Origin of the sequence: Cellvibrio polysaccharolyticus (assembly GCF_015182315.1) — a bacterium.
Taxonomy (GTDB): domain Bacteria; phylum Pseudomonadota; class Gammaproteobacteria; order Pseudomonadales; family Cellvibrionaceae; genus Cellvibrio; species Cellvibrio polysaccharolyticus.
Genome location: NZ_PRDL01000001.1, coordinates 1,284,831 through 1,305,082, shown reverse-complemented (window position 1 = coordinate 1,305,082; position 20,252 = coordinate 1,284,831). Strand labels below are relative to the sequence as shown.

Genomic DNA, 20,252 nt, shown 5'->3' with positions numbered 1-20,252 from the left:
TTACCGTACTTCATTAAAGCGGCTGTCTCTCACGCAGCAGCTTTGGCGGCCTGTTCCGAGGCTTGCTCGCAAATGGCCAGGAAGTGCCCCGGGTCAAGGCTGGCACCGCCTACCAACAATCCATCAATATCCTGCTGTGCAAGCAGGTCGCGAGTGTTGGTTTTATTCACGCTGCCGCCGTACAAAATGCGCACGCGTGCAGCACTTTCGGCATCAAAAATTTTCGTCAGCTCGGCGCGAATGAACTGGTGTACTTCCTGTGCCATGCTTGGCGTTGCCGCAAGGCCAGTACCAATCGCCCAAACAGGTTCATAAGCAACACACAGGTCGCGACCATTCAATTCAATATTCGCCAGGCCTTCGGACAATTGCTTATACAGCACTTCTTCAGTGATGTTGGCTTCACGCTCGGTCTGGTTTTCACCCACACACAATACCGGCAACAAACCGCTATTCAGTGCGGTACGCACTTTAATCTGGCAGCCTTCATTGTTTTCATTAAACATGGCGCGACGTTCAGAGTGACCGATCAGACACAGTGAACAACCGGCCTGCTTTAACATTTGTGCCGAGGTTTCACCGGTGTAAGCACCCGACTCATAACGGCTGACGTTCTGGCTACCAATTTGCAATTCGGAGAACTGCAAAAACGTCATCATGTCGCGCATGTACAAGTACGGCGGACAAATAGCAATTTGCGCATCGAAGTGTTTGCCGATAAACGAAGCCACGGATGTACAGATCAAATCCAGGCCACCGTTCAATTTCCAGTTGGCGATCACGATGGGTTTACGCGCTTTCATTCACAGCTCTCTCGTACAAAGTCGTTCTTATGGGTTAGCGATGCGCCGGCTGAAGCATTCTCCTGCTCCTGGCTGGCATCAAAGCCGTAGTAGGTATAAGTAAAAGGAAACCGGGTCGCGGTTTGGCGCAAACCGGGCAAAGGCGAAGCATTAACAGCCTCGTCCGGAATAATTTGAAAAACATTCGCGGTCACGTAATACCTACCTTCCGTACAATCACAGGCAATAAGGAATTTTTTTTGGGAGTATGGGATGCGGCGCCGATAGGTACTGCTTCTGGTGAGCTGTTAGGCGAGATACTACACAGAGCATGCGTATCGGGCAACATCTGACAATAAATTTAGTTTACAAATTGGCAAATTGTTAGAAAATTCTTCCCAAAAAAACGCCTAAACAGCGTGTAAACGTTTCATCATTTAACCCATAAAAAATGTAATCGGTTACAAAAATTCATTTAATAAATCGCTGCAACCATCTCTACCACTAATAGTACTTTTAACTATTTTCCAATGGGATTTTTTGAAAGTCAGCGTTATTGAAATGACAACGCTGTCAGGGAAGGAATGAAATCGCAGCACTTCAGCGGAGGAAGAAAGCAGAAAACAAGGTGCGGCGAACATGAAAACCCGCAAGGGTGATTATGCTTCCGGTTGCTATGTCAAAAAGCTGTTTATCGATTACCAGGCTTGACATATTTTTTGATCAGAAAGACCAGAATATAGAGCAAAAATAAAACCAGAATCAACATGGCTACCTTATGCAACACACTTTGCATCAGCGCCTGATTCTCTCCCAGGTAAAAACCGATACAGGCCAGAAAGGTTGTCCAGATTACGGTACCCAGTGTGCTGTAAAACATAAACTTGTAAAACGGCATACGACTCATACCCGCCGGGATACTGATCAACGAGCGTACCGCAGGAATCATACGGCCAAAGAATACGACACGATGCCCATAGCGCTCGAACCAATCCAAAGCCTTTTCTACATCGGTCGATTTAATAAATAAATACTTACCATACCGATCCACCCAGCTAAACAAAGTTTGCCGGGGAATGTTACGCCCGATCCAATACAGGGCGGCAGCTGCAAGCAAAGAACCGATACTGCCAGCCAAAATCACCCCAAAAAGCTGCAACTCCCCCCGGGAGGCGGTGTAACCTGCGGATGGCATAATAATTTCAGAGGGAATTGGGGGAAAGACGTTATCCAAAAACATTAAAAGGGCGATACCGAAGTAACCCAGGCGTTCCATAATGGATAGAACCCATTCACTCATTGCCGCTACCCATGCATTAACTTACTGTTCATTTTATTATTGGGGACATTCATACGCCCCCAAATCGACAGACTGATTTTTTCCGGTCGTTAACCAGAGCTTTTGAGTCGTTGTCTGAATTTAACGAGCGCCAACCGGGCCGAGCGGTCCCGGTTGGAGAAGCCCGCGTATTATTCCGATATTTCAATGTTTTGTGGTGCGCCTGCGCCGATAGCCACCTGACCATTATTCAGTACAAAAGTCACCACTTGTGTTTGAAATTCGGCGGTAATTTGTGGTGCAGCGGTGTTAACTCTAAGTAGAGAGGCGTGCTCGCCGGCGGTAACTTTTACAATACCTCGCCCGAGCTGTGTATTACCGAGCCCCACCTGGGTTGCCGACAATAATTGGGCAAATCCTTCAGTGCCCGCCAAAGGTGCTCCCTCTACCGCATTGGGTATAACGAGATCACCATTCACTTGCTGCACCAACACCGGCACATCCAGTTGTGCCAGTGCTGGCAGAAAGCTTACCGGATCAGCTGCATCCAGCATACTTTGTGCGGTATACACAAAACGCTCGTAATCTGCAGAACCCTCGTGCACACCGGCAGCGGCGAGACCATTGTTAATGACCGGGCCAAACGTTGGGGAGTTCACCAGAATCTGGCTCACCTGGGCACCGGGTGCGGATGCCACCAGGCCACGTATTGGTTTTAAGCTTGAAGAAAGACCAGCCTGAGCATCCGCCTGTATAGCGGCCTGGTTTACACTGACAAAAACCGTACCCAACATACTGCCAAGAGACAGACCCACAACATTCACCCGGTTAACGTCCAGACCCACAGGGTTAAATTTGCGAACCTCTGTATTGATATTGCCAATACTGGCATTCAGGTTTAATAAATCCATCACCGCTTGCCGATTGTTATCACGCGTATTGGCGAGGTTACCCAAATTAATAAACTGGGCACCCGAGCCGTCGTTTGTGCCTGGCTGGGTAAAGTTCATGGGCGCCGGCGCGCCGGTAGCCCCGGCCACATTGAAGTGACGCTCACGCGGGGCATTACTGCCATACAACGCGGAGAAGGGAATGGACTTGCTGTGTTCAACATTCAAGACATTAACAAAAGCGCTGTTAGCCGGCACACCGTGCAAAGGCAAATCGATAGCAAGGGTAACAATACAACGACTCGCCAGCGTATGCGCCAGCCCTACCACTGAAGTGCGGTCGTTGGTAATACCATGCACGAAAATAACAACCGGATAGCCATTGCTTTGGTAAATCTGACCACAGGTCGCAGCGCCTGCATAACCTGGAATATGATTGTCCTGCGGTAGCGTCACTTGCAGAGGTAACGACTCATCCGCTACCTGGGCCGCGAAAGGAAAGCGATGCGTCAGGTTGTAACTGCCATCTACATCTGTCGGTATTTCTGTATTCAGCAGAGCGGCCAACTCCAAATTCGGCGTCCATTGTTTTGCCAGAAAACCCGCGAAGGGCAAACCATCCGGCGGCGTTAAATAATAAGGCAAACGGATATAACCGGTGTACAACTTGCCAACATTGGCCAGCAAGGTACTGCTGAAATTATTGAAATCAATCCCGGTGAATTCGCTGACACCCAAAGATCGGGCAACAGGTGTGGACAATATCCCTGCGTTGGACCACTCAATTACCTCGGGAAAGCCAAATACCGGTTCCGTAGTGGCATCCCTCAATATCTGCATCACAGCAGCCCGAGGTGCAGCCATAGCAAGCAAGGTTGCCGTAGCGTCCGTGGTGGTAAAGGTATAAGCCAACACCAGTTTCTCTTTTGCGGTTTCCGGTGTTAATTGTCCATTGCTGGCAGCAACCAGAAAGCCACTCGCCAATTGCTCCCAACCGGCAAGCGCCTGCTGCACCGGTTGAAGCGCAGCAGGAACATCAGCCCCCGCAGAACGAAGATCGTGATAAGCACGGGAGGGGGTCAGCGCGTCCCCGGCTGCATCACGTAAATCATTGGTGAGAATAACCAGATATTTGGTTTTAGGTTTCAGTGGTTCCGTGGGCACGACACGAATCGCGTTATGGCTTCCAGCATCCAGTGACACCACCTGCACATCAACATTGGCGGCCCCCGCCAGCCCGGTTATATTTTCCGGATTCAACGCATCTTTGCCCGCGGTATCAACCTCTATCAGGAAAACAGTTTGATCGGGAATCACTGAAGAAGAATCAATGCTGCCCTCCACCAGTACATCAAAATAAGCACTGGAAGAAAACCCGTCCAACTGATTAACCGCAGCCCTGACAGGATCAGTAGCGACACCCACATCTGCGGTGCCATCACTGGCTGCAGCCGCAGCAAAAACCAGATCGGAATTAAAAGGAATATCACCCACCACCGGATCAAAGCGCGGGTGCGTACCCGGCTCAAAGCCAACCGGTTCAGGCTGAGGCTCCGGAGCGGGCGCAGGAACCGGTGCAGGAAGTCCGGGTTTCGAATCACTGCCACAGCCGGTTAACAAAAGTGCAGCGGTTAACAAAGCCGCCAATATTGGTAGGTTATTTTTCATGCCGCGCTCCGTTACTTATATTGGAATTTAACCTTATATCCGTCATCGTTATCTGCTCCGGGTTCTAAAACTCGAGCCAAATATCCTTTGCGAATTTGAACATTAATGAAGGATAGATGAGAAACCTTAACAGGTTATGCAAGATAACCTTATTACCTGTCATTTCAGAAAGTCGCAAAGCGCCCGCTCAAAGACAACTAACACGCATGAAGGGATTGCGGTTGGAAAACACGGTGAATCTTAAGCAGAATTCCAACTTTAGCGCCGGGAAAGGCGCGTAAAAATTATATTTCCGTTTATTTTTATTCGGGAAAACGACGCAAGAGTTAGCCGCTTTATTTGAAACAGCTAACTCCTGAAGCAACAGCCATTGCACTTTTTTAAGAGACGAGCTGGTTGCGGCCGGAAGCCTATTAAACCCCAAAAGTAATCAGCGAACCCTCAATATCCTTCGCCAATACCGTCAAAAGATCACTGTACGCACGGGTTAGAGAAGAGACGCCAGCATCCACCGGGGTGGTTTGGACGAAGCGTTTGCGGTGGATGACCTGGCCGGCGTCGTTGTCTACCAGTTGCCAGACAGCATCCATTCTGGCATTGCTGTCAATGCGGTCAAGGGCTTGGACCTGAACGCGCACGCTGTAGCGCGGCTTGTTATCGGCGCGCCAGGGGAATGCAACCGTGCTGCGGTTGCTGTTAGCCGCCGTCAGGTTGAGTGCGAGAGCGCGGGTAATGCCTTTGTCCAGCGGTTCTGCCCAGAAGTGATTGCCCGACATAATCAGCTCGCCCTGCCCGGATTGCCAGACGATGTGCAGACGGTTGAGGTATTCAGCCACTTCAACCGGGCCGATGCCGATAAGCGTGGTAATTTCCTGCGAGCCCGTGGTTTGCGGGGCAGACGCCGAAGAGAGTACATAATAATTTTTTTGCGGCGAGCTACAGGCCGCCAATACCGACACTGCCAACAAAATACCTAAAAATTTGCGCATCATTTTATTCCTTTTCCGGTAGGGCTTTTCTGCCGCGTAACAGGGATTCCGGTTGTTGATCCAGGGTTTCACTCAAGCTTTGAAAAGCCTGGGCAGAGCGGCTGATATCTGACAGCGTGCGGTTCAACTGATAAACCAGCGGCGCATCATCGGATAACATCTGGTTGAGGTTATTGGTGGCCTGGTCAAAACTTTCCAGGCTGCCTTGCAGCGCACTCAAACTTTGATCCAGCGAATGAGTCAACCTGGGTGCCTGATTATTCAGTTCCGTCATCAGGTGGTTAAGGCTGTTCAGCGTCACCTTGATATCCGCCCCCAGCGAACCGATTTCCCGGTCCACGGTGTGGGAGGTGCGTTCGATGGATTCAGCTACCCGGTTGAAGTTGCCGAGGGTTTCCTGAATCTGCCCGCCGCCCACAATATCGTCAATTTTGCGGGTGATATTGTTCAGGCTATCCACCAGGCTTTTAACATCCAGCTCCTGAAACGAGCGGGATATTTCTTCAAAGCTGGTAGCAATAGTGGGCAGCTCAACATAATTTTTTTGAATGTCGTGCAGTCGCAGCAAGCTGCCGGGATAAAAATCCAGTTCAACGTACAATAAACCGGTGAGGAAACTTTGGTAGTTCAGCTGCGCCCGCAGGCCATTGGCAATCGCTTTTTCAAGAAATGCCTCACTGACATTAACCCCATCGCTATTGATGCGCTTCATCACCAGATCGGCGGTAACGGCGGTGACTACAATTTGATCATCGCGCTGAAAGTTGATTTCAATATTGACAATTTCACCCAGCACCACGCCTTTTAATTTGACCGGCGCGCCCACCTGCAAGCCCTGTACAGAGCCGTCAAAGTACATCACCACGCGCTCTTTATCGGCGAACAAACGGCCACCGGAAAAAAACAGCAGTGCAATAAAAACCAGGAACACGGCGCCCACAATAAAAGCACCAATGGCGAGTGAAATGTTCTTGTTGCTACTCATGAAGATTCCTCGGCAGAACTTTCCGCACGGCTTAAAAATTGACGAACTTTGGGTTCAGGGCTGTTTTCCAGCAGTTCATTGGGGTCGCCCGCATCGAGCATGGTTTTACGTTGCGCATCAAGAAATACGCTATTGGTACCAATGGACAAAATACTGGGTAATTCGTGAGACACGATAATCACCGTAGAGTCGAGCGCCTGACACACCTGAAGGATCAGCTGATCGAGCCGCAGCGAACTGATCGGGTCCAACCCCGCCGACGGCTCATCGAAAAATAACAATTTGGGGTCGAGGGCAATAGCACGGGCAAGCCCTGCCCGTTTGTGCATACCACCGCTGATTTCTGATGGATAAAAACTTTCAAAACCGGCCAGGCCAACCAGCGCCAGCTTGTAGGAAACCACCTCGGCAATCTGTTTTTCACTCAGGTCGGTGTACAGCTGCAACGGCAGGGAGACGTTTTCAGCCAGCGTCATGGTAGAAAACAAGGCGCCGGACTGGAAGGTAATGCCCCAACTCTTTAACAATTCGAGGCGGGTGTCCTGATCGGATTGATAAAAATTGACCGTCTCGCCAGCGCGGGGATGATAGATGACTTCACCGGCAGCCGGCTCAATCAAACCGATCATGTGTTTAAGCAGCGTTGTTTTGCCGCAGCCACTGCCGCCGATAATAAAAAAGATATCGTTCTTTTTTACATCAAAATTCAGGTTTTGCTGAACGATGCGCTTACCGTAGCCGATGGATAAATCCCTGACGGAAATAAAAGCTTCTTTTTCCATATCAGATCCCCAACTTGTCGTAGAGCACATTAAACGCGGCATCGGCTAACACCAGGTAGACGATGGCTTTTACCACGGCGTTGGTTGCCGCCATGCCCACCGCATTGGAATTGCGGCCACAATTCAGCCCGGCCTGACAGCCGGCAATGGCAATAAGAATACCGAAGAAGAGACTTTTAATGAGGCCGCTGGCGACATCCACCCAATCAACCGCGCCTTGCGATTGCAGCACATATTGGATGATGCTGACATCCATGCTGGTGGCGATAATGGCACCGCCGATAATACCCACTACGTTGGCATAAATGGCCAGCAGCGGCATCACAAAGACCAGCGCCAGTAAACGCGGCAGCACGAGAAATTCCATACTGGAAATGCCCATCACTTTTAAAGCATCAATCTCTTCGTTGACCTGCATGGTGCCCAATTGCGCCGCATAAGCCGCACCGGTGCGCCCGGCCATAATTACCGCCGTCATCAGCGCGCCCATTTCACGCACCATGCCAATCGCTACCAGATCAGCCACGTATACCTGCGCGCCCAATTGACGCAATTGCACAGAACCCAGGTAGGCGAGAATCATCCCGACCAGCAGCGCGATCAGGGTAACAATGGCCAGCGCACGTGGGCCTGCCTGTTCAACAAAGAAATAAATATCACTACGGCGGGTTTTGGCTCGCCCGGTCAACCACCGCCCCAGCGCCAGACAAATATCGCCGACAAAGATGAGCGTGTTGCGCAGCTGTTCCCATTGCGCCAACGCAAAGTGGGAAACGCGGCTGAGAAAATGCAGTTTTTCCGGTTCTTCTGCCGGACGAAAAGCCGGGATGCCACCCGCCAGCGCCAGCAATTGCTGAAGACCGCGCGGCGTTTGCGAAACGTCCAGTTCAATACCCTGTTCGGTGCAATAGCGCTCCAGCTGCGTCATGGCGATAACGAGGCTGGAATCCCAACGCTGCAATGGGCTGGTATCGACCACCACGCGGGGTGTCGAGGGAGAGATGGAAGCACAGATGTCGTCTCCGGACGGCGCATCCTGTAATTGCCATTCGCCGCCCAGCACGAGCCGGGTTTGCGACGAATCGGATTCACTGGTGTAACTGGCGCTGCTCATTATTCTCCTGAAATGTCGGGGTTACCCTGTGGTAGTCGCAATGCATACACCCGGCCCGGCCAGGTACAGTGAGTGATTCGTTTGCCGGTGCAAAAATCCTGCTTGCGCGCACCGTCCATTTTGCCAAATCGACTGGCGCAGTATAGAGGTAAATCGTCGGAGCGTCCTGCACAGGGCGCAAATTGCAACCACGCCCAACGCAGCCAATACCATGAATTTTGCACAAATTTTCTGCGTTTTCTAAATTTTTATGTGATTTTTTGATGGTTTTATCATCAAAACACCCCGGAAACCGGAGGACACTTCCCCCTCCTGTCTTGTTTCTTTATAGTACGCCGCTTTGACTCACTCATTATTGACAGAGGTCTGGCCCGACATGGCTCAATATGTTTACAGCATGCATCGCCTTGGCAAAATTGTGCCGCCAAAGCGTGAAATTCTGAAAGATATCTCGCTCTCGTTCTTCCCGGGAGCCAAAATCGGCGTACTGGGCCTGAACGGTTCCGGTAAATCTACCCTGTTGCGCATCATGGCCGGTGTAGATACCGATTTTAACGGTGAAGCACGCCCGATGCCCGGCATCAAAGTCGGTTACCTGCCCCAGGAACCGCAACTTGATCCGGCCAAAGATGTACGCGGCAACGTGGAAGATGGCGTGCGTGAAGCGGTGGATGCACTGGCAGAACTGAATCAAATTTATGCCGATTACGCCGAACCCGATGCCGACTTTGATGTGCTGGCCAAACGCCAGGCGCGCGCCGAAGACATTATTCAGGCGTGGGATGCACACAACCTCGATCACACCCTGGAAGTTGCCGCCGACGCACTGCGCTTGCCGCCGTGGGATGCCGACGTTAGCAAACTGTCCGGTGGTGAGCGCCGCCGTGTAGCGCTGTGTCGCCTGTTGCTGTCGCGCCCGGACATGCTGCTGCTCGACGAGCCCACCAACCACCTGGATGCCGAGTCGGTATTCTGGCTGGAGCAGTTCCTGCAAGCCTTCTCCGGCACCGTGGTAGCGATTACCCACGATCGTTACTTCCTCGACAATGCGGCTGGCTGGATTCTGGAATTGGACCGTGGTCACGGCATTCCTTATGAAGGCAACTACACCAGCTGGCTGGAGCAGAAAGATGCCCGTCTGGCGCAGGAACAACGCAGCGAAGCGGCGCACCAGAAAGCTCTGAAAAGCGAACTGGAATGGGCGCGTCAAAACCCCAAAGGTCGTCAGGCCAAGAGCAAGGCGCGTTTGGCCCGTTTGGACGAGTTGCAATCCCAGGAATTCCAGGCGCGTAACGAAACCAACGAAATCTACATCCCGCCGGGCGAGCGCCTGGGCGATAAAGTGATCGTGCTGGAAAACGTCAGCAAGGGCTACGGCGATCGCCTGCTGATCGACAACCTGTCGGTCACCATTCCGAAAGGTGCCGTAGTGGGTATTGTGGGTGGTAACGGCGCGGGTAAATCTACCCTGTTCCGTATGATTTCCGGCACCGAACAACCGGATAGCGGCACCGTTACCCTGGGCGATACGGTACAAGTTGCCTACGTTGAACAGGGCCGTGAAAACCTCGACGACAAGAAAAGCGTGTGGGAAGCGGTATCCGGCGGGCACGATATTTTGCGCATCGGCAACTACGAAGTCAGCTCCCGCTCTTACGTGGGCCGCTTCAACTTCAAAGGTTCCGACCAGCAAAAACGGGTTGGCGAATTGTCCGGTGGTGAGCGTGGCCGTTTGCACCTGGCAAACACCTTGAAACAGGGCGCCAACGTGCTGTTACTCGATGAGCCGTCAAACGACCTGGATATCGAAACCTTGCGCGCATTGGAAGACGCTATCCTCGCCTTCCCGGGTTGCGTTATGGTGATCTCGCATGATCGCTGGTTCCTTGACCGTATTGCCACGCACATTCTGGCTTACGAAGGCGATTCTGATATCGTTTTCTTTGAAGGCAACTACGCGGAATACCATGAAGATCTGGTCAAGCGTAAAGGTGAAAATGCCCAGCCACAGCGCATGAAGTACAAGCCGTTGAAGAGCTGATCCACCTGAAAGCAAAAAGCCCCGCCCGGATAATCCGGTGCGGGGCTTTTTTTATGCTGAAAGAATGAACGGCGGTTAATCGTCCAGCGAGAGCGCTTGCTCGACATCAACGCCCACTGTTAACACGCCAACGCTTTGTGTTACGCCGGCAATATAAACCGGCGCACTGACATGAACCTGAAAGTGCCGCGTGGAGGCATCGTACATCACCGGCTCGACCAGCAAGGTACCTTCCGGTTTGCCAAACACCGATAAATATTTTTCTTCATGATGGTTCAAAAAATTGGTCGTGGCATCGCTCGACGCCACCGTGGCACCGCGCGCATCCATCACAATAATTTCGGTAATCAGGGGGGCGGCTTGTTGCTTGAAACCCCGCAATTTAACCGATACCGGATGATTCACAACCTCGGACTGCCAACTGGCTTCTCCGTCAATCGGCACCAGCCATTCACTTTCCAGTTGCTGTAAGGCTTCGTCAGTTATCTTAGCGAGGTTTTTATTTTGCGCCTGAACAGCATCGGTGAGTGATTCATCTACCAGCCATTGCGCCATCAGCGGTGCCAGGTAGTCTTCTATAATTTTTTGCTCGGACGGCGACAGGGAAAAATTATCGGATACACAGGCCGGCATGGCGCGGTTAAATGCTTTTAAAAAATCCGGGTGTTGTTTCAAAAAGGGATGTCCAAAATACACGCTAAGCGGAACATAACGGAAGAAGCGGGATTGGTAGGCGAACTCTCCGGCTAATTGTTTGAACGCATCTTCAAATTGATCTTTATCGGCAAGCAGTACATCAATGCGACCACTGAACAACATCTTCAACAATTGCGGCAAGTTGTTGGCGGTAATCGTTTTTGGAAAACCTTCTTGCGTTAACCACAACTCCTGCTGGCTGCCGAGGATAGTGCCCAACCGGTAACCATCGCGCCATGAAGACGCCGGCGGCATATCCGCCCGCCAGAACCAGTACCAGTTTTCCAGCACCAAAGGTTCCGACAAGCTTCCATAGCGCTGCGTATCCCGTAAAGCGATAGCGGTAAAAAAACCGTCGAGCAATTCCTTGCGCACTTCCTGATAGGCACGTCGCCAGGGCTTGGTGATGATGGAATAAGGTTGGCCCAGACGGTCCAGAATACACTGCAGCGGCTCAAACGAACCGGTACGGGGAGAATGGGGGTCATTGGTAGCATCGGGCGCCAAATGCATATTGGTACCGAGGCGAATTTCACGATCTGTCAGCGCAGCACCGGACATCGGGCTGATCGCCAACAACCACACCAACATAATTACAGGAATCTGCTTCATACACGATCTGCGAGCAAGTTTTGTCGCAGTATACCAGTGTCGGCGCGCGCATAAACCCGAGTTGAAAAATACGACTTAAATAGTACAAAAAAAGCGGAACCGGCTTGGCCAGTTCCGCTTTTTGGGAAGAATTGAAAGCTTTGCGGTATCAGACCGGTAACACCTGGCTGTATTGCGGTTGAAAGTGCGAGTCTTCTGCCACGACATCACCGGGGGCATTATCATCCATCAGGAAGAAAGCCGCTTCGCGTACCTTGCCACACACCCGCAGCAAGATGGTTCCATTTAACAAAACGGTGCGGCAAGCGCCGGCACTACAGCGATCCACGAACAGCGTTTTCTCGCCCTGCGCATCGACATATCGCAGCACCAACTGTACCGGGCGCGTTAAACCACGCGGTGTTCTTAGCCAGGTGGCGCAATCAAAATAACCTTGCCATGCACCGAAGGGCGTAAACGCCACATGGTCCATAAAATCCTCGACGTTGATAGCGAGCACATTACGCGCTTGCTGCAAGGCCGGTGACGCCGCTGCTCGCCTGGCAGCCACTGGCGAACGCGACATGGATGTAGCCAAACGTGCAGAAACTTTTTCCAAATGACTGCCGGAGAATTGACTTAATCTGTGGGCGGATGACATGACGGGCTCCTGGGTGACGGGTTATATCCGTTTCAAGGAGAATACCGACTCACCGCAGGCGACATTGAGAACCAGGCGTCATTCACAAACACCACAACCAGCAAAATAAAACTTTGTGATCGGATGATCACAACAAAAGCTTACCGCGCCCTATCTTTACTTCACGCGTTGCTGCACCCATGCCCTCGCCTTGGCCCGACCGGTGTAAAGCCAATAATTTCAGCGTCATTTAACCACTGGAGCAACCGTCGAATCACGGATAACCAATTCAAGATTAAAGCCGATGTTGTCAGATTTTTCGTCATTGGCCGCCAACATTAATTCAATCAACATCGTGGCGGGGATAAAAAAATCCCGGGAGGAAACCCACCCGGGACTTGTGGTTTAACAGCATCCGGCAGCGAGCGACGGATGCAGGCGTAAACCGGTGTTAGAAATACCAGCTCACACTGGCGTTCCAGGTACGGCCCGGTTGCGGATACTGGTAGTTGCCAGAGAAGGCGCTCACACCCTGGTAGTCAGAGTACGTCTCATCGGTGATATTTTTAACCCGCAGCCCCAACTCAACATTCTCTACTACTGCCCACATGATGTTGGCATTCAGCAGCGTGACATCTTTCACTTTGGCGGCATTGTTCAGGTCATCACCAACCCGGTAGCGGGAGCCGGTGTAGCTGGCATCCAGCGAGGTCGTCAAACTATCAAGCGGTTTGAACACCAGGCCCAGGTTAGCCGTGTTTTCTGCAACAAACGGAACCGCATTACCTTTCAAATCGCCGGAGGACAATTCCGCATCGGTCCAGGTGTAGTTGCTGCGAATGGAGAGCTGCTCCGTTACCACAAACGTTGCATCAACCATTACACCCTGGCGCTCTGAGGCGGGCAAATTGATGTTGGCATAGTTGAAGGCGTCGTACATGATTTCATTATCAACGTCCATTTGATACGCGGTCAGGCTGGTGCTGATGCGGTCACCGTCCCAGGCCACCCCCAGCTCGGCAGATTCACTGGTTTGCGGTTGTAGATAATCCACACCAAACAAGGTGTAGGCATTTTCATCGGCGTTGGCAAAACGGAAACCTTCGGCATAACGGGCAAAGACGCGGAAAGCCGGTGTGAACTGATAATTCAAACCGTACTCTTGCGCATTCAGGCTGGCTTTGTGGTTGTCACCGGTCAGGTTATCAATGTCTTCCACATTGGAATAACGTGCACCGAGCGTCGCGGTGAGTGCCGTGGTAAATGGCAACACCAATTGCCCGTAAATACCATCGCTTTTCTGTTCAGTGTCGTTACCCCCCCAGGCGCTGGCAGAGCTGTATTCTGCATCGTTGCGGTCATAGCCCAGGGTAACAATGGCATTGCCGGTATTCAATCCCAGTGTGCCTACCAGACGCGGCGTAAAATTTTTGGAACGCAATACCTGGTGAGATACCGAGTCGCTGTAGGAGGATTCGGATTTGTCTTCACGATCCGCGTACTCGGCCAGCAATTGCCATTCCGAGCCGAGATCAACGCCACCGCCCACACGCCAGGTTTCCGTTTTCTGATCGGCGTAATCGTTGGGCGTGCGCGTTTGACGGCGATCTTCTTTTACGGCGGCATCACTCAAATTACCCGGTAAACCGAGCTCATCATCCACATGCTGGCCATCGGCGAAGATAAAACCACCGGTAAAATCGTAGCGCACCCCGGCAAAAACATTTTCGATATCGGCTTTGTTGTTATCGCGATAATTATCAGTTTTACGCTTTTGCGCTGACAGGTTGTAGCTCAAACCGTTATCAAACCCCTGGTTAACGCTGGCGGTATAACTTTGCAAATCATCGCTGCCGCCCAGCACTTGCAACGAGCCATTCAACTCACCTTTGGTGGCGCGCTTGGTGATCACATTAATCACACCACCGACGGCCTGATCGCCGTACAAAACGCCGGCGCTACCCTGCACAATTTCAATGCGCTCGATGTCTTTAATGGCAATGGTATTTAATGCCGGTGCAGCAAGGCTGGCATTGTTGAGTCGGCGACCATCGACCAACACCAGAGTGTTATTGGCGGCGTTGGCGGTAAAACCGCGCATACCGATGGTGACATTACGACCGCCGCTGCCATCCAGGTCTTGCAGCTGAATGCCCGCCTGAAGACGTAAGACCTCTGAAACCTGAGTCGCCCCGGACTGCCGGATTTGTTCCGCATCAATAACCGTAATGCTGGTGGCCAGCGGCAACTGAACAGTTTCGCTGCGGGTGCCGCTCACGGTGACTTTATCCAGCGCAACCTCTTCAACCGCATGGGCAGTCAAACTGCCAGTCAGAAGAATCACAGCTGCGCTTAAAGGTGCACGGGTAAACAGAGATAGGGTCATAACATGCCTCAATAATGAGAGATGATGACAACAGGAAGGCGATAGCAAACAATCTGCGCAATACACAGGATCGTCACCGATGAGCCCTCCGCTGCATCGAGAGAATTACGTGGCTAACTGCAAGGCTGGTATCGGACTCACCACTGGCCAATGTGCTGCAACACATCAATTCAGTTAATGGCTTACCGTTGCGGGGGCAGTGTCGGCATTGCTCAAAGGCGCACCGACTTCCCATTTAATTTGCGCGCCCCGTAGCTATAAAAGCAGATGACCACGCAAGCGGCGTGAAACATCGGGACAGCGAAAAACCTCGGGGCGCAATGTATGTCTACGCCCCGGGTGAGTCAAGCAGGATGACTACAATTTATGACCGATATCTGACAGGAATTTGCATGCCGCGCGCCAGGGCGCAGCAGCGCCATTTTTACAGCGGATTCAACCAGGCCGCACCGCGCACACCGCTGGAGTCACCGTGTTTGGCCTGCACTACCGGGGTGTCACATTCCCCGCCAAACACATAACGCGGCAGCAGCGTCGGCAACGTCTGGTAAATACTGAGGTTATTGGACAAGCCGCCCCCCAGCACAATCACATCCGGATCCAGCACATTGATAACCGCCGCCAGACCGCGCGCCAGTTGATCCAGATATTCCTCTTGCACGGCAACTGCCGCCTCCTCTCCGGCAGCAGCCCGTGCCGAGATGTCGGCACCGGTCAATGCCAACCCGGTGCGAAGCTGGTAAGACAGACAAAAACCGGTACCGGACAAAAAAGTTTCCTGGCAACCGCTGCGTCCACAATAGCAAGGGCGCTGCGCCAATTCGGCCGCATCCGTCCAGGGCAAAGGGTTATGCCCCCATTCACCGGCGACCCCGTTGGGGCCAACCAGCGGCGAACCCTGCCACGCCAGGCCAGCACCACAACCGGTGCCGAGAATTCCGGCAAACACCAGCGGGTAGCCCTGGCCTGCACCGTCAGTCGCTTCAGACACGGCCAGGCAGTTGGCATCGTTGGTCAGTTTTACATCCCGGCCCATACGAGCACACAGATCCTTTTGCAACGGCTGACCATTCAGCCATACCGAATTGGCATTTTTCACCAAGCCGGTTTTGCGCGATACCGTACCGGGAATACCCACACCGACCGGCAACCCGGCAATACCCACTTCGGCTTCGGCCTGCGCCACCAATGTGGCAATACTTTCGATAGTCGCCTGATAATCGCCACGCACGGTAGGAATGCGGGTACGGAACAGGATTTCACTCCGGAGATTCAACAGAATCACCTCTGTTTTGGTGCCACCCAAATCAATACCCACACGATAATCTGACATAACAAAACCCGACCGGTTAAAAAGCCGCGATTATAGGAGGCTTGGGGATTTTTGGGCAATGTGTTCAATTAACAGGAATGCATTCGACAAGCGCGTTACATTAAAAATCATCTCAATCCATACCCTCCTGGCGTTGACGCATTAACTCCACGCGTTTTAATTCCCACGCTGAAACAGAGTTGTCAAATGGCCCCAGCCCCAATTCGATGCGCTTGTTTTCCACTTCATCGTGAATTTGCCGGGCTCTGTTCTGAATAGCCGTTTTCTCAGCGGCTGATAGCTGTAGTGGCCCGTGGGTACGTTCAAATTGTCTTGTTGCGCCCTCCGTGCCGATATGCCCAAGAATCACATCGCCCCTTATGTTGGCAAACTCATAAAATGCCAGGCTATCCAATGTCATTGCACGAGTATCCGGGTCAAATCCTGCACCAGAATATCTCTGAAATAAACGCTCACCGTGAGCAAGCGACTCCCTGTCGCCATGCAAAATGGCTGAGTAAACATACTTATCCACCTTGTCGAAAAGTTGTTGTTGCCACTGGATGTACGCCGCAGTCATTTCAGCCCCGGAGACTTGAGAAGCATCCATGAGCTCCTGCATAGACCGATGATAAAGCTGCTTGATTGCCACTACATCGCCTTGATCCGCCAGTTCAGTAAGCACTGATTCGTCGTACGATGAATAAAGATTTCGGGCATACTCATCCAGCTCTCTTTTTTCCATCCATGCGCGCGTTTCTTCAATATCCTGTTCGGTAAGCGGTGAATATAGCAGTTGTTCAGGCTTCCCCCGCGCACTGACAGATTGAGTGGAAACATCGACATCATCATGTAAGGATTTTTTATCGGAACTGACAGGTGCCGCTTCCCTGCCTTTTGTTGCAGACAGAGAGTGGTTATTGGGGGTAGCTACAGGCGTATTATCCGTGAAGCTTTTTTGATAAATCCAAAGAATAAAAAATGCAGTAACAACAGAAATAAAAAATACTATTTTTTTCATTGCAACGTCCCTGATACCTGACTTCTGAAAAATTCCAAAAATTCATAGCATTTTAAAAAAACGATCCTCATCGTTATAGACCAGCCTGGCAACCAAAAACAAGCCGGAAGCAACAGCAGTCGCATACCCTAATACGGTGACGAGCATCTGTCAAAACACCAGGAAAAATATTGTGCGGGGCATTGAATGACCGGCGCGTGATGCACCGGTCAGCGGGGATGGATCAGGAACCGAGGCGGCGGGTTACTTCGCCGAGTTCGCCGGAAAGCGTGTGCAGATTCTGGCTGGCGCCGCGGGTGCGTTCGACGTTTTCCTGGTTGGCGCTGGCGATGGTGCTCAACTCGGTCAGGTTGCGGGAAATATCCTCCGCAACCAGTGTTTGTTCTTCAGCGGCAGTGGCAATTTGCTGGTTCATATCGCGGATAGCTTCCACCGCGCCAGTAATGCGCTTCAGCATGTCACCCGCCTCGGTCACCTGCGTAACGCCCTGCTCGCTACGTTGCTGGCCGCTTTCGATAGCGCGCACGGCATCGAGTGCGCCGGTCTGTACGGTGGCGATGATCTGGTTGATCTCGGCAGTAGACTCAGCTGTTCGTTTTGCCAGGTGGCGCACTTCGTCAGCCACCACCGCAAAACCGCGCCCCTGTTCACCGGCGCGTGCGGCTTCGATAGCCGCGTTAAGCGCCAGTAAATTGGTCTGCTCGGCAATACCGCGAATCACCTCCAGCACCTTGCCAATTCGCCCGCTATCGGCCTCCAGCTGATGAATCACGTCGGCGGTGCTGGCTATCTCGCCACGGATATCGGTAATGGTCGCAATGGTCGACTGCATCACCAGCCCCCCCTGATGCGCAGAGTCATCGGCATCGTTAGCGGCGCGCGCTGCATCGGCAGCATGACGCGCAACTTCCTGCGCGGTTGCCGACATTTCATGCATGGCGGTGGCGACCTGATCGGTGCGGTGGAATTGCTCATTAACGCCTTCGGTCATGCGTGAGGCAATTGCATTCAATTCACCGCTGGCGTTATCCAGGTTACGGGTGCTGCTGTGCAAACGCTCGGTGGTATCAGCAAGAAAATCGCGCAAGGTATTGGCGGCGCGGGCCAGCAAACCCAGCTCGTCCTGACGGTCGCTTTCTACGCGCTTGCTGAATTGTCCGTGGCTGAGTTGATCAATGTGATCAATCAAGTGACGGATAGGCACAATCAAACGGCGATTGACCAGCCACAAACTGAACAGGCCAATAACCAGGGCAGCGCCCAATATTAATAAGGTGCCTACCAGCAAAGTACGCTGCGCAACCGCATTAATTTCTACAGACTGCTGCTGGCTCTGCTGGTGCAATTGCTCAACCAGCGCGGTCATCTGCTCGCTGACCGCGCGGTCTATACCGCGAACCGCATCATCACCCGCCTGGGCATTGGCGCCGGCGGCAAGAAACGCATCGCGTCCGGTACGGTAATTATTACCGAGCGTGCGGTGTTCGTTGCGCAGCCGCTCAACCTGATCTTTCAACGTTGGATCCGCGGCCAGCTCATCGAGCACGATCTGCACTTTGCGTTCCTGCGCTTCAAACTGGTTCCAGTAACGGTCAAGATTTTCTTGCTCATGACCTCGCACCAACACATTCTTCCACTCTTGCACCTGCACTTTAAATTCAAGGTTGGCCACGTCAATCAGCCGCGAGTTATGCATCGGCCCGTCCAGCAAACCGCGATAAGCCTGAATGCCGCCTGAAAGAAAACTGAAACACGCCAGAGCGGTAATTAAAATGAGCGCAAGGCTACCGCCCAGCAAGGAAAGGATCTGCGCGCGCAGGGACTTTTTCAGCATGGAAATCATGTCTCGGGATATAGAAGGATGAAAAATTTAGCCCCGGAAGGGAATGCACGATCGTGCGGATATCCATGTCACCGAGCCAACTGTCTACTGCACGCACCTGTGCAAGTTGTTGGCGTATGAGTCGGCTGCGGGCTGTTGCCCCGGCCTTGTTGATAACAGCTTGAAACTGAATCGATCAAGCCTGATTGAAAATTGAAAAGACAATGCGTCAAGCAGACCAGGCCAACAGCATAGCTGTCGCCTGAACAATCGATTTGAGGCGCCATCCTGCCGGAAAGCCAATGCCGTTGCAAGCCCGGCGAAGCCTTTTGTGAAGGGCGTTACCAGAACCCGTAATACGAGGTGGCAAGAGGAAACGAATAATAAAAACTCCCGGTATTGCAACGCGATGATGCCTTCCAGGCCGGATTTTTAAAGGTGCGGAAAATTATTTTTAAGACAATGAATACGCGATTAAATCGATGGGCAAAAAAGCTCTGTGAATGGATTTTTCCAATAGTGCGTCATCAAGGTGCAGGAGTTTCCACCGTCGATGTATCAGGCAAGGCGATCGGCGCTGATGACGTGAATACCAGCAACCGGATTAACCGCACTTTCCAGCAGAGCATGGGCGATATGCGCTGCCGGGTTGATGCGCCAACGGCGAGGCAAGACGGGGTTCAATACCCCCAGAATCCTAACCAATATCGATTCACCAAAACGGAATTCCGAACGCTGCCCGCCAATAACTCCAGGACGCACCGCCGTAAAAGAGCGAAAACCCAGGGCCGCCAGATCTTGCTCCAACGTCCCCTTGACCTGGTTGTAAAAAAATCGCGATGAAGCGTCTGCGCCTATCGCCGAATTCAAAACATAAGTAGGAGTACCGTGTCTCTGCGCAATTTGGGAAAAAGCCAATGGGTAATCGTGATCCACGCGATAAAACATGGCTTTGGAGCCTGCCACTTTCATTGTGGTGCCGAGCGTGCAGATGACCGCATCTATGCCCTGCCACCAGTCGGCGTCCATCGGTAAATTATCGAAATCGACCAGCGGATTATGCAGCTTTGCATGCACTGATAAGGCACGTCGTGATGGTGCCACTAGGTTGCTTATTCTTGAATCCTGCAACGCCAGTTTCAGCACATGACTTCCCACCAATCCACTGGCACCAACAAGCAGCAAGTTCATCGTGCGTTCCTTTTATAACTTGATATGACTTGATAGATTTACAGGTTGTACGTCCAATCGCCG

16 protein-coding genes and 1 riboswitch are annotated in these 20,252 nt (G+C 52.1%); of the genes, 1 reads left to right on the top strand and 15 read right to left on the bottom strand.

The features are described from left to right. Positions 1 to 29: 29 nt before the first annotated feature. The 8 genes from tpiA to C4F51_RS05450 form a co-directional block, all read right to left on the bottom strand. Positions 30 to 803: a triose-phosphate isomerase gene (gene tpiA, locus C4F51_RS05485; RefSeq protein ID WP_193907889.1), complete on the bottom strand. Its 774-nt coding sequence runs from the start codon at positions 801 to 803 to the stop codon at positions 30 to 32. Continuing rightward, positions 800 to 997, bottom strand: coding sequence for a hypothetical protein (locus C4F51_RS05480; protein WP_193907887.1), 198 nt, complete (start codon positions 995 to 997; stop codon positions 800 to 802). The genes tpiA and C4F51_RS05480 overlap by 4 nt, the downstream gene beginning before the upstream one ends. Before the next feature lie 476 nt (positions 998 to 1,473). Then, positions 1,474 to 2,058: a DedA family protein gene (locus tag C4F51_RS05475; RefSeq protein ID WP_202987624.1), complete on the bottom strand. Its 585-nt coding sequence runs from the start codon at positions 2,056 to 2,058 to the stop codon at positions 1,474 to 1,476. Positions 2,059 to 2,252: 194 nt separating this feature from the next. Then, complete coding sequence (locus C4F51_RS05470; protein ID WP_193907883.1) at positions 2,253 to 4,619, bottom strand: hypothetical protein; 2,367 nt, start codon at positions 4,617 to 4,619, stop codon at positions 2,253 to 2,255. Between the two features lie 413 nt (positions 4,620 to 5,032). Beyond that, positions 5,033 to 5,608 carry a PqiC family protein gene (locus C4F51_RS05465; RefSeq protein ID WP_193907881.1) on the bottom strand — a complete coding sequence of 192 codons (576 nt, stop codon included), beginning with the start codon at positions 5,606 to 5,608 and terminating at the stop codon, positions 5,033 to 5,035. A gap of 4 nt (positions 5,609 to 5,612) precedes the next feature. After that, positions 5,613 to 6,593: an MlaD family protein gene (locus C4F51_RS05460; protein WP_193907879.1), complete on the bottom strand. Its 981-nt coding sequence runs from the start codon at positions 6,591 to 6,593 to the stop codon at positions 5,613 to 5,615. Continuing rightward, the gene (locus C4F51_RS05455; RefSeq protein WP_193907877.1) at positions 6,590 to 7,375 is read right to left on the bottom strand and encodes an ABC transporter ATP-binding protein; all 786 of its coding nucleotides are present in this window, start codon (positions 7,373 to 7,375) and stop codon (positions 6,590 to 6,592) included. The genes C4F51_RS05460 and C4F51_RS05455 overlap by 4 nt, the downstream gene beginning before the upstream one ends. Before the next feature lies 1 nt (position 7,376). Then, positions 7,377 to 8,489 carry an ABC transporter permease gene (locus C4F51_RS05450; RefSeq protein ID WP_193907875.1) on the bottom strand — a complete coding sequence of 371 codons (1,113 nt, stop codon included), beginning with the start codon at positions 8,487 to 8,489 and terminating at the stop codon, positions 7,377 to 7,379. Between the two features lie 376 nt (positions 8,490 to 8,865). Here C4F51_RS05450 and ettA point away from each other — a divergent pair, with 376 nt between their 5' ends. Next, entirely contained in the window at positions 8,866 to 10,530 is a 1,665-nt protein-coding gene (ettA, locus tag C4F51_RS05445) for an energy-dependent translational throttle protein EttA (RefSeq protein ID WP_193907873.1), read from the top strand. Positions 10,531 to 10,605: 75 nt separating this feature from the next. Here ettA and C4F51_RS05440 read toward each other — a convergent pair whose 3' ends face one another. From C4F51_RS05440 to C4F51_RS05410, 7 genes are all read right to left on the bottom strand, one after another. Continuing rightward, positions 10,606 to 11,838 (bottom strand): substrate-binding periplasmic protein, encoded by a 1,233-nt coding sequence (locus C4F51_RS05440; RefSeq protein ID WP_193907871.1) that lies wholly within the window; start codon positions 11,836 to 11,838, stop codon positions 10,606 to 10,608. A 148-nt stretch (positions 11,839 to 11,986) separates the two neighbouring features. After that, positions 11,987 to 12,478 (bottom strand): hypothetical protein, encoded by a 492-nt coding sequence (locus tag C4F51_RS05435; protein WP_193907869.1) that lies wholly within the window; start codon positions 12,476 to 12,478, stop codon positions 11,987 to 11,989. Positions 12,479 to 12,908: 430 nt separating this feature from the next. After that, positions 12,909 to 14,843: a TonB-dependent receptor family protein gene (locus C4F51_RS05430; protein ID WP_193907867.1), complete on the bottom strand. Its 1,935-nt coding sequence runs from the start codon at positions 14,841 to 14,843 to the stop codon at positions 12,909 to 12,911. A 106-nt stretch (positions 14,844 to 14,949) separates the two neighbouring features. Further along, a riboswitch (cobalamin riboswitch) is annotated at positions 14,950 to 15,134 on the bottom strand. 133 nt (positions 15,135 to 15,267) lie between these two features. Beyond that, on the bottom strand, positions 15,268 to 16,176 hold the full coding sequence (locus tag C4F51_RS05425) for an ROK family protein (RefSeq protein WP_193907865.1): 909 nt from the start codon (positions 16,174 to 16,176) through the stop codon (positions 15,268 to 15,270). A 112-nt stretch (positions 16,177 to 16,288) separates the two neighbouring features. After that, positions 16,289 to 17,176, bottom strand: a complete 888-nt coding sequence (locus C4F51_RS05420) for a hypothetical protein (RefSeq protein ID WP_193907863.1) — start codon at positions 17,174 to 17,176, stop codon at positions 16,289 to 16,291. A gap of 223 nt (positions 17,177 to 17,399) precedes the next feature. Then, a complete protein-coding gene (locus C4F51_RS05415) occupies positions 17,400 to 19,010 on the bottom strand; it encodes a methyl-accepting chemotaxis protein (protein WP_193907861.1) in 1,611 nt (536 codons plus the stop codon). A gap of 546 nt (positions 19,011 to 19,556) precedes the next feature. Beyond that, positions 19,557 to 20,189, bottom strand: a complete 633-nt coding sequence (locus tag C4F51_RS05410) for a Rossmann-fold NAD(P)-binding domain-containing protein (RefSeq protein WP_193907859.1) — start codon at positions 20,187 to 20,189, stop codon at positions 19,557 to 19,559. Between the last annotated feature and the right edge of the window lie 63 nt (positions 20,190 to 20,252).

Bases quoted from the DNA above. Each gene is read 5' to 3' on its own strand.
- C4F51_RS05470 (WP_193907883.1), bottom strand. From the start codon at position 4,619: ATGAAAAATAACCTACCAATATTGGCGGCTTTGTTAACCGCTGCACTT.
- C4F51_RS05465 (WP_193907881.1), bottom strand. From the start codon at position 5,608: ATGCGCAAATTTTTAGGTATTTTGTTGGCAGTGTCGGTATTGGCGGCC.
- C4F51_RS05410 (WP_193907859.1), bottom strand. From the start codon at position 20,189: ATGAACTTGCTGCTTGTTGGTGCCAGTGGATTGGTGGGAAGTCATGTG.
- ettA (WP_193907873.1), top strand. From the start codon at position 8,866: ATGGCTCAATATGTTTACAGCATGCATCGCCTTGGCAAAATTGTGCCG.
- C4F51_RS05415 (WP_193907861.1), bottom strand. From the start codon at position 19,010: ATGCTGAAAAAGTCCCTGCGCGCGCAGATCCTTTCCTTGCTGGGCGGT.
- tpiA (WP_193907889.1), bottom strand. From the start codon at position 803: ATGAAAGCGCGTAAACCCATCGTGATCGCCAACTGGAAATTGAACGGT.
- C4F51_RS05440 (WP_193907871.1), bottom strand. From the start codon at position 11,838: ATGAAGCAGATTCCTGTAATTATGTTGGTGTGGTTGTTGGCGATCAGC.
- C4F51_RS05430 (WP_193907867.1), bottom strand. From the start codon at position 14,843: ATGACCCTATCTCTGTTTACCCGTGCACCTTTAAGCGCAGCTGTGATT.
- C4F51_RS05475 (WP_202987624.1), bottom strand. From the start codon at position 2,058: ATGGAACGCCTGGGTTACTTCGGTATCGCCCTTTTAATGTTTTTGGAT.
- C4F51_RS05455 (WP_193907877.1), bottom strand. From the start codon at position 7,375: ATGGAAAAAGAAGCTTTTATTTCCGTCAGGGATTTATCCATCGGCTAC.
- C4F51_RS05460 (WP_193907879.1), bottom strand. From the start codon at position 6,593: ATGAGTAGCAACAAGAACATTTCACTCGCCATTGGTGCTTTTATTGTG.
- C4F51_RS05420 (WP_193907863.1), bottom strand. From the start codon at position 17,176: ATGAAAAAAATAGTATTTTTTATTTCTGTTGTTACTGCATTTTTTATT.
- C4F51_RS05425 (WP_193907865.1), bottom strand. From the start codon at position 16,176: ATGTCAGATTATCGTGTGGGTATTGATTTGGGTGGCACCAAAACAGAG.
- C4F51_RS05435 (WP_193907869.1), bottom strand. From the start codon at position 12,478: ATGTCATCCGCCCACAGATTAAGTCAATTCTCCGGCAGTCATTTGGAA.
- C4F51_RS05450 (WP_193907875.1), bottom strand. From the start codon at position 8,489: ATGAGCAGCGCCAGTTACACCAGTGAATCCGATTCGTCGCAAACCCGG.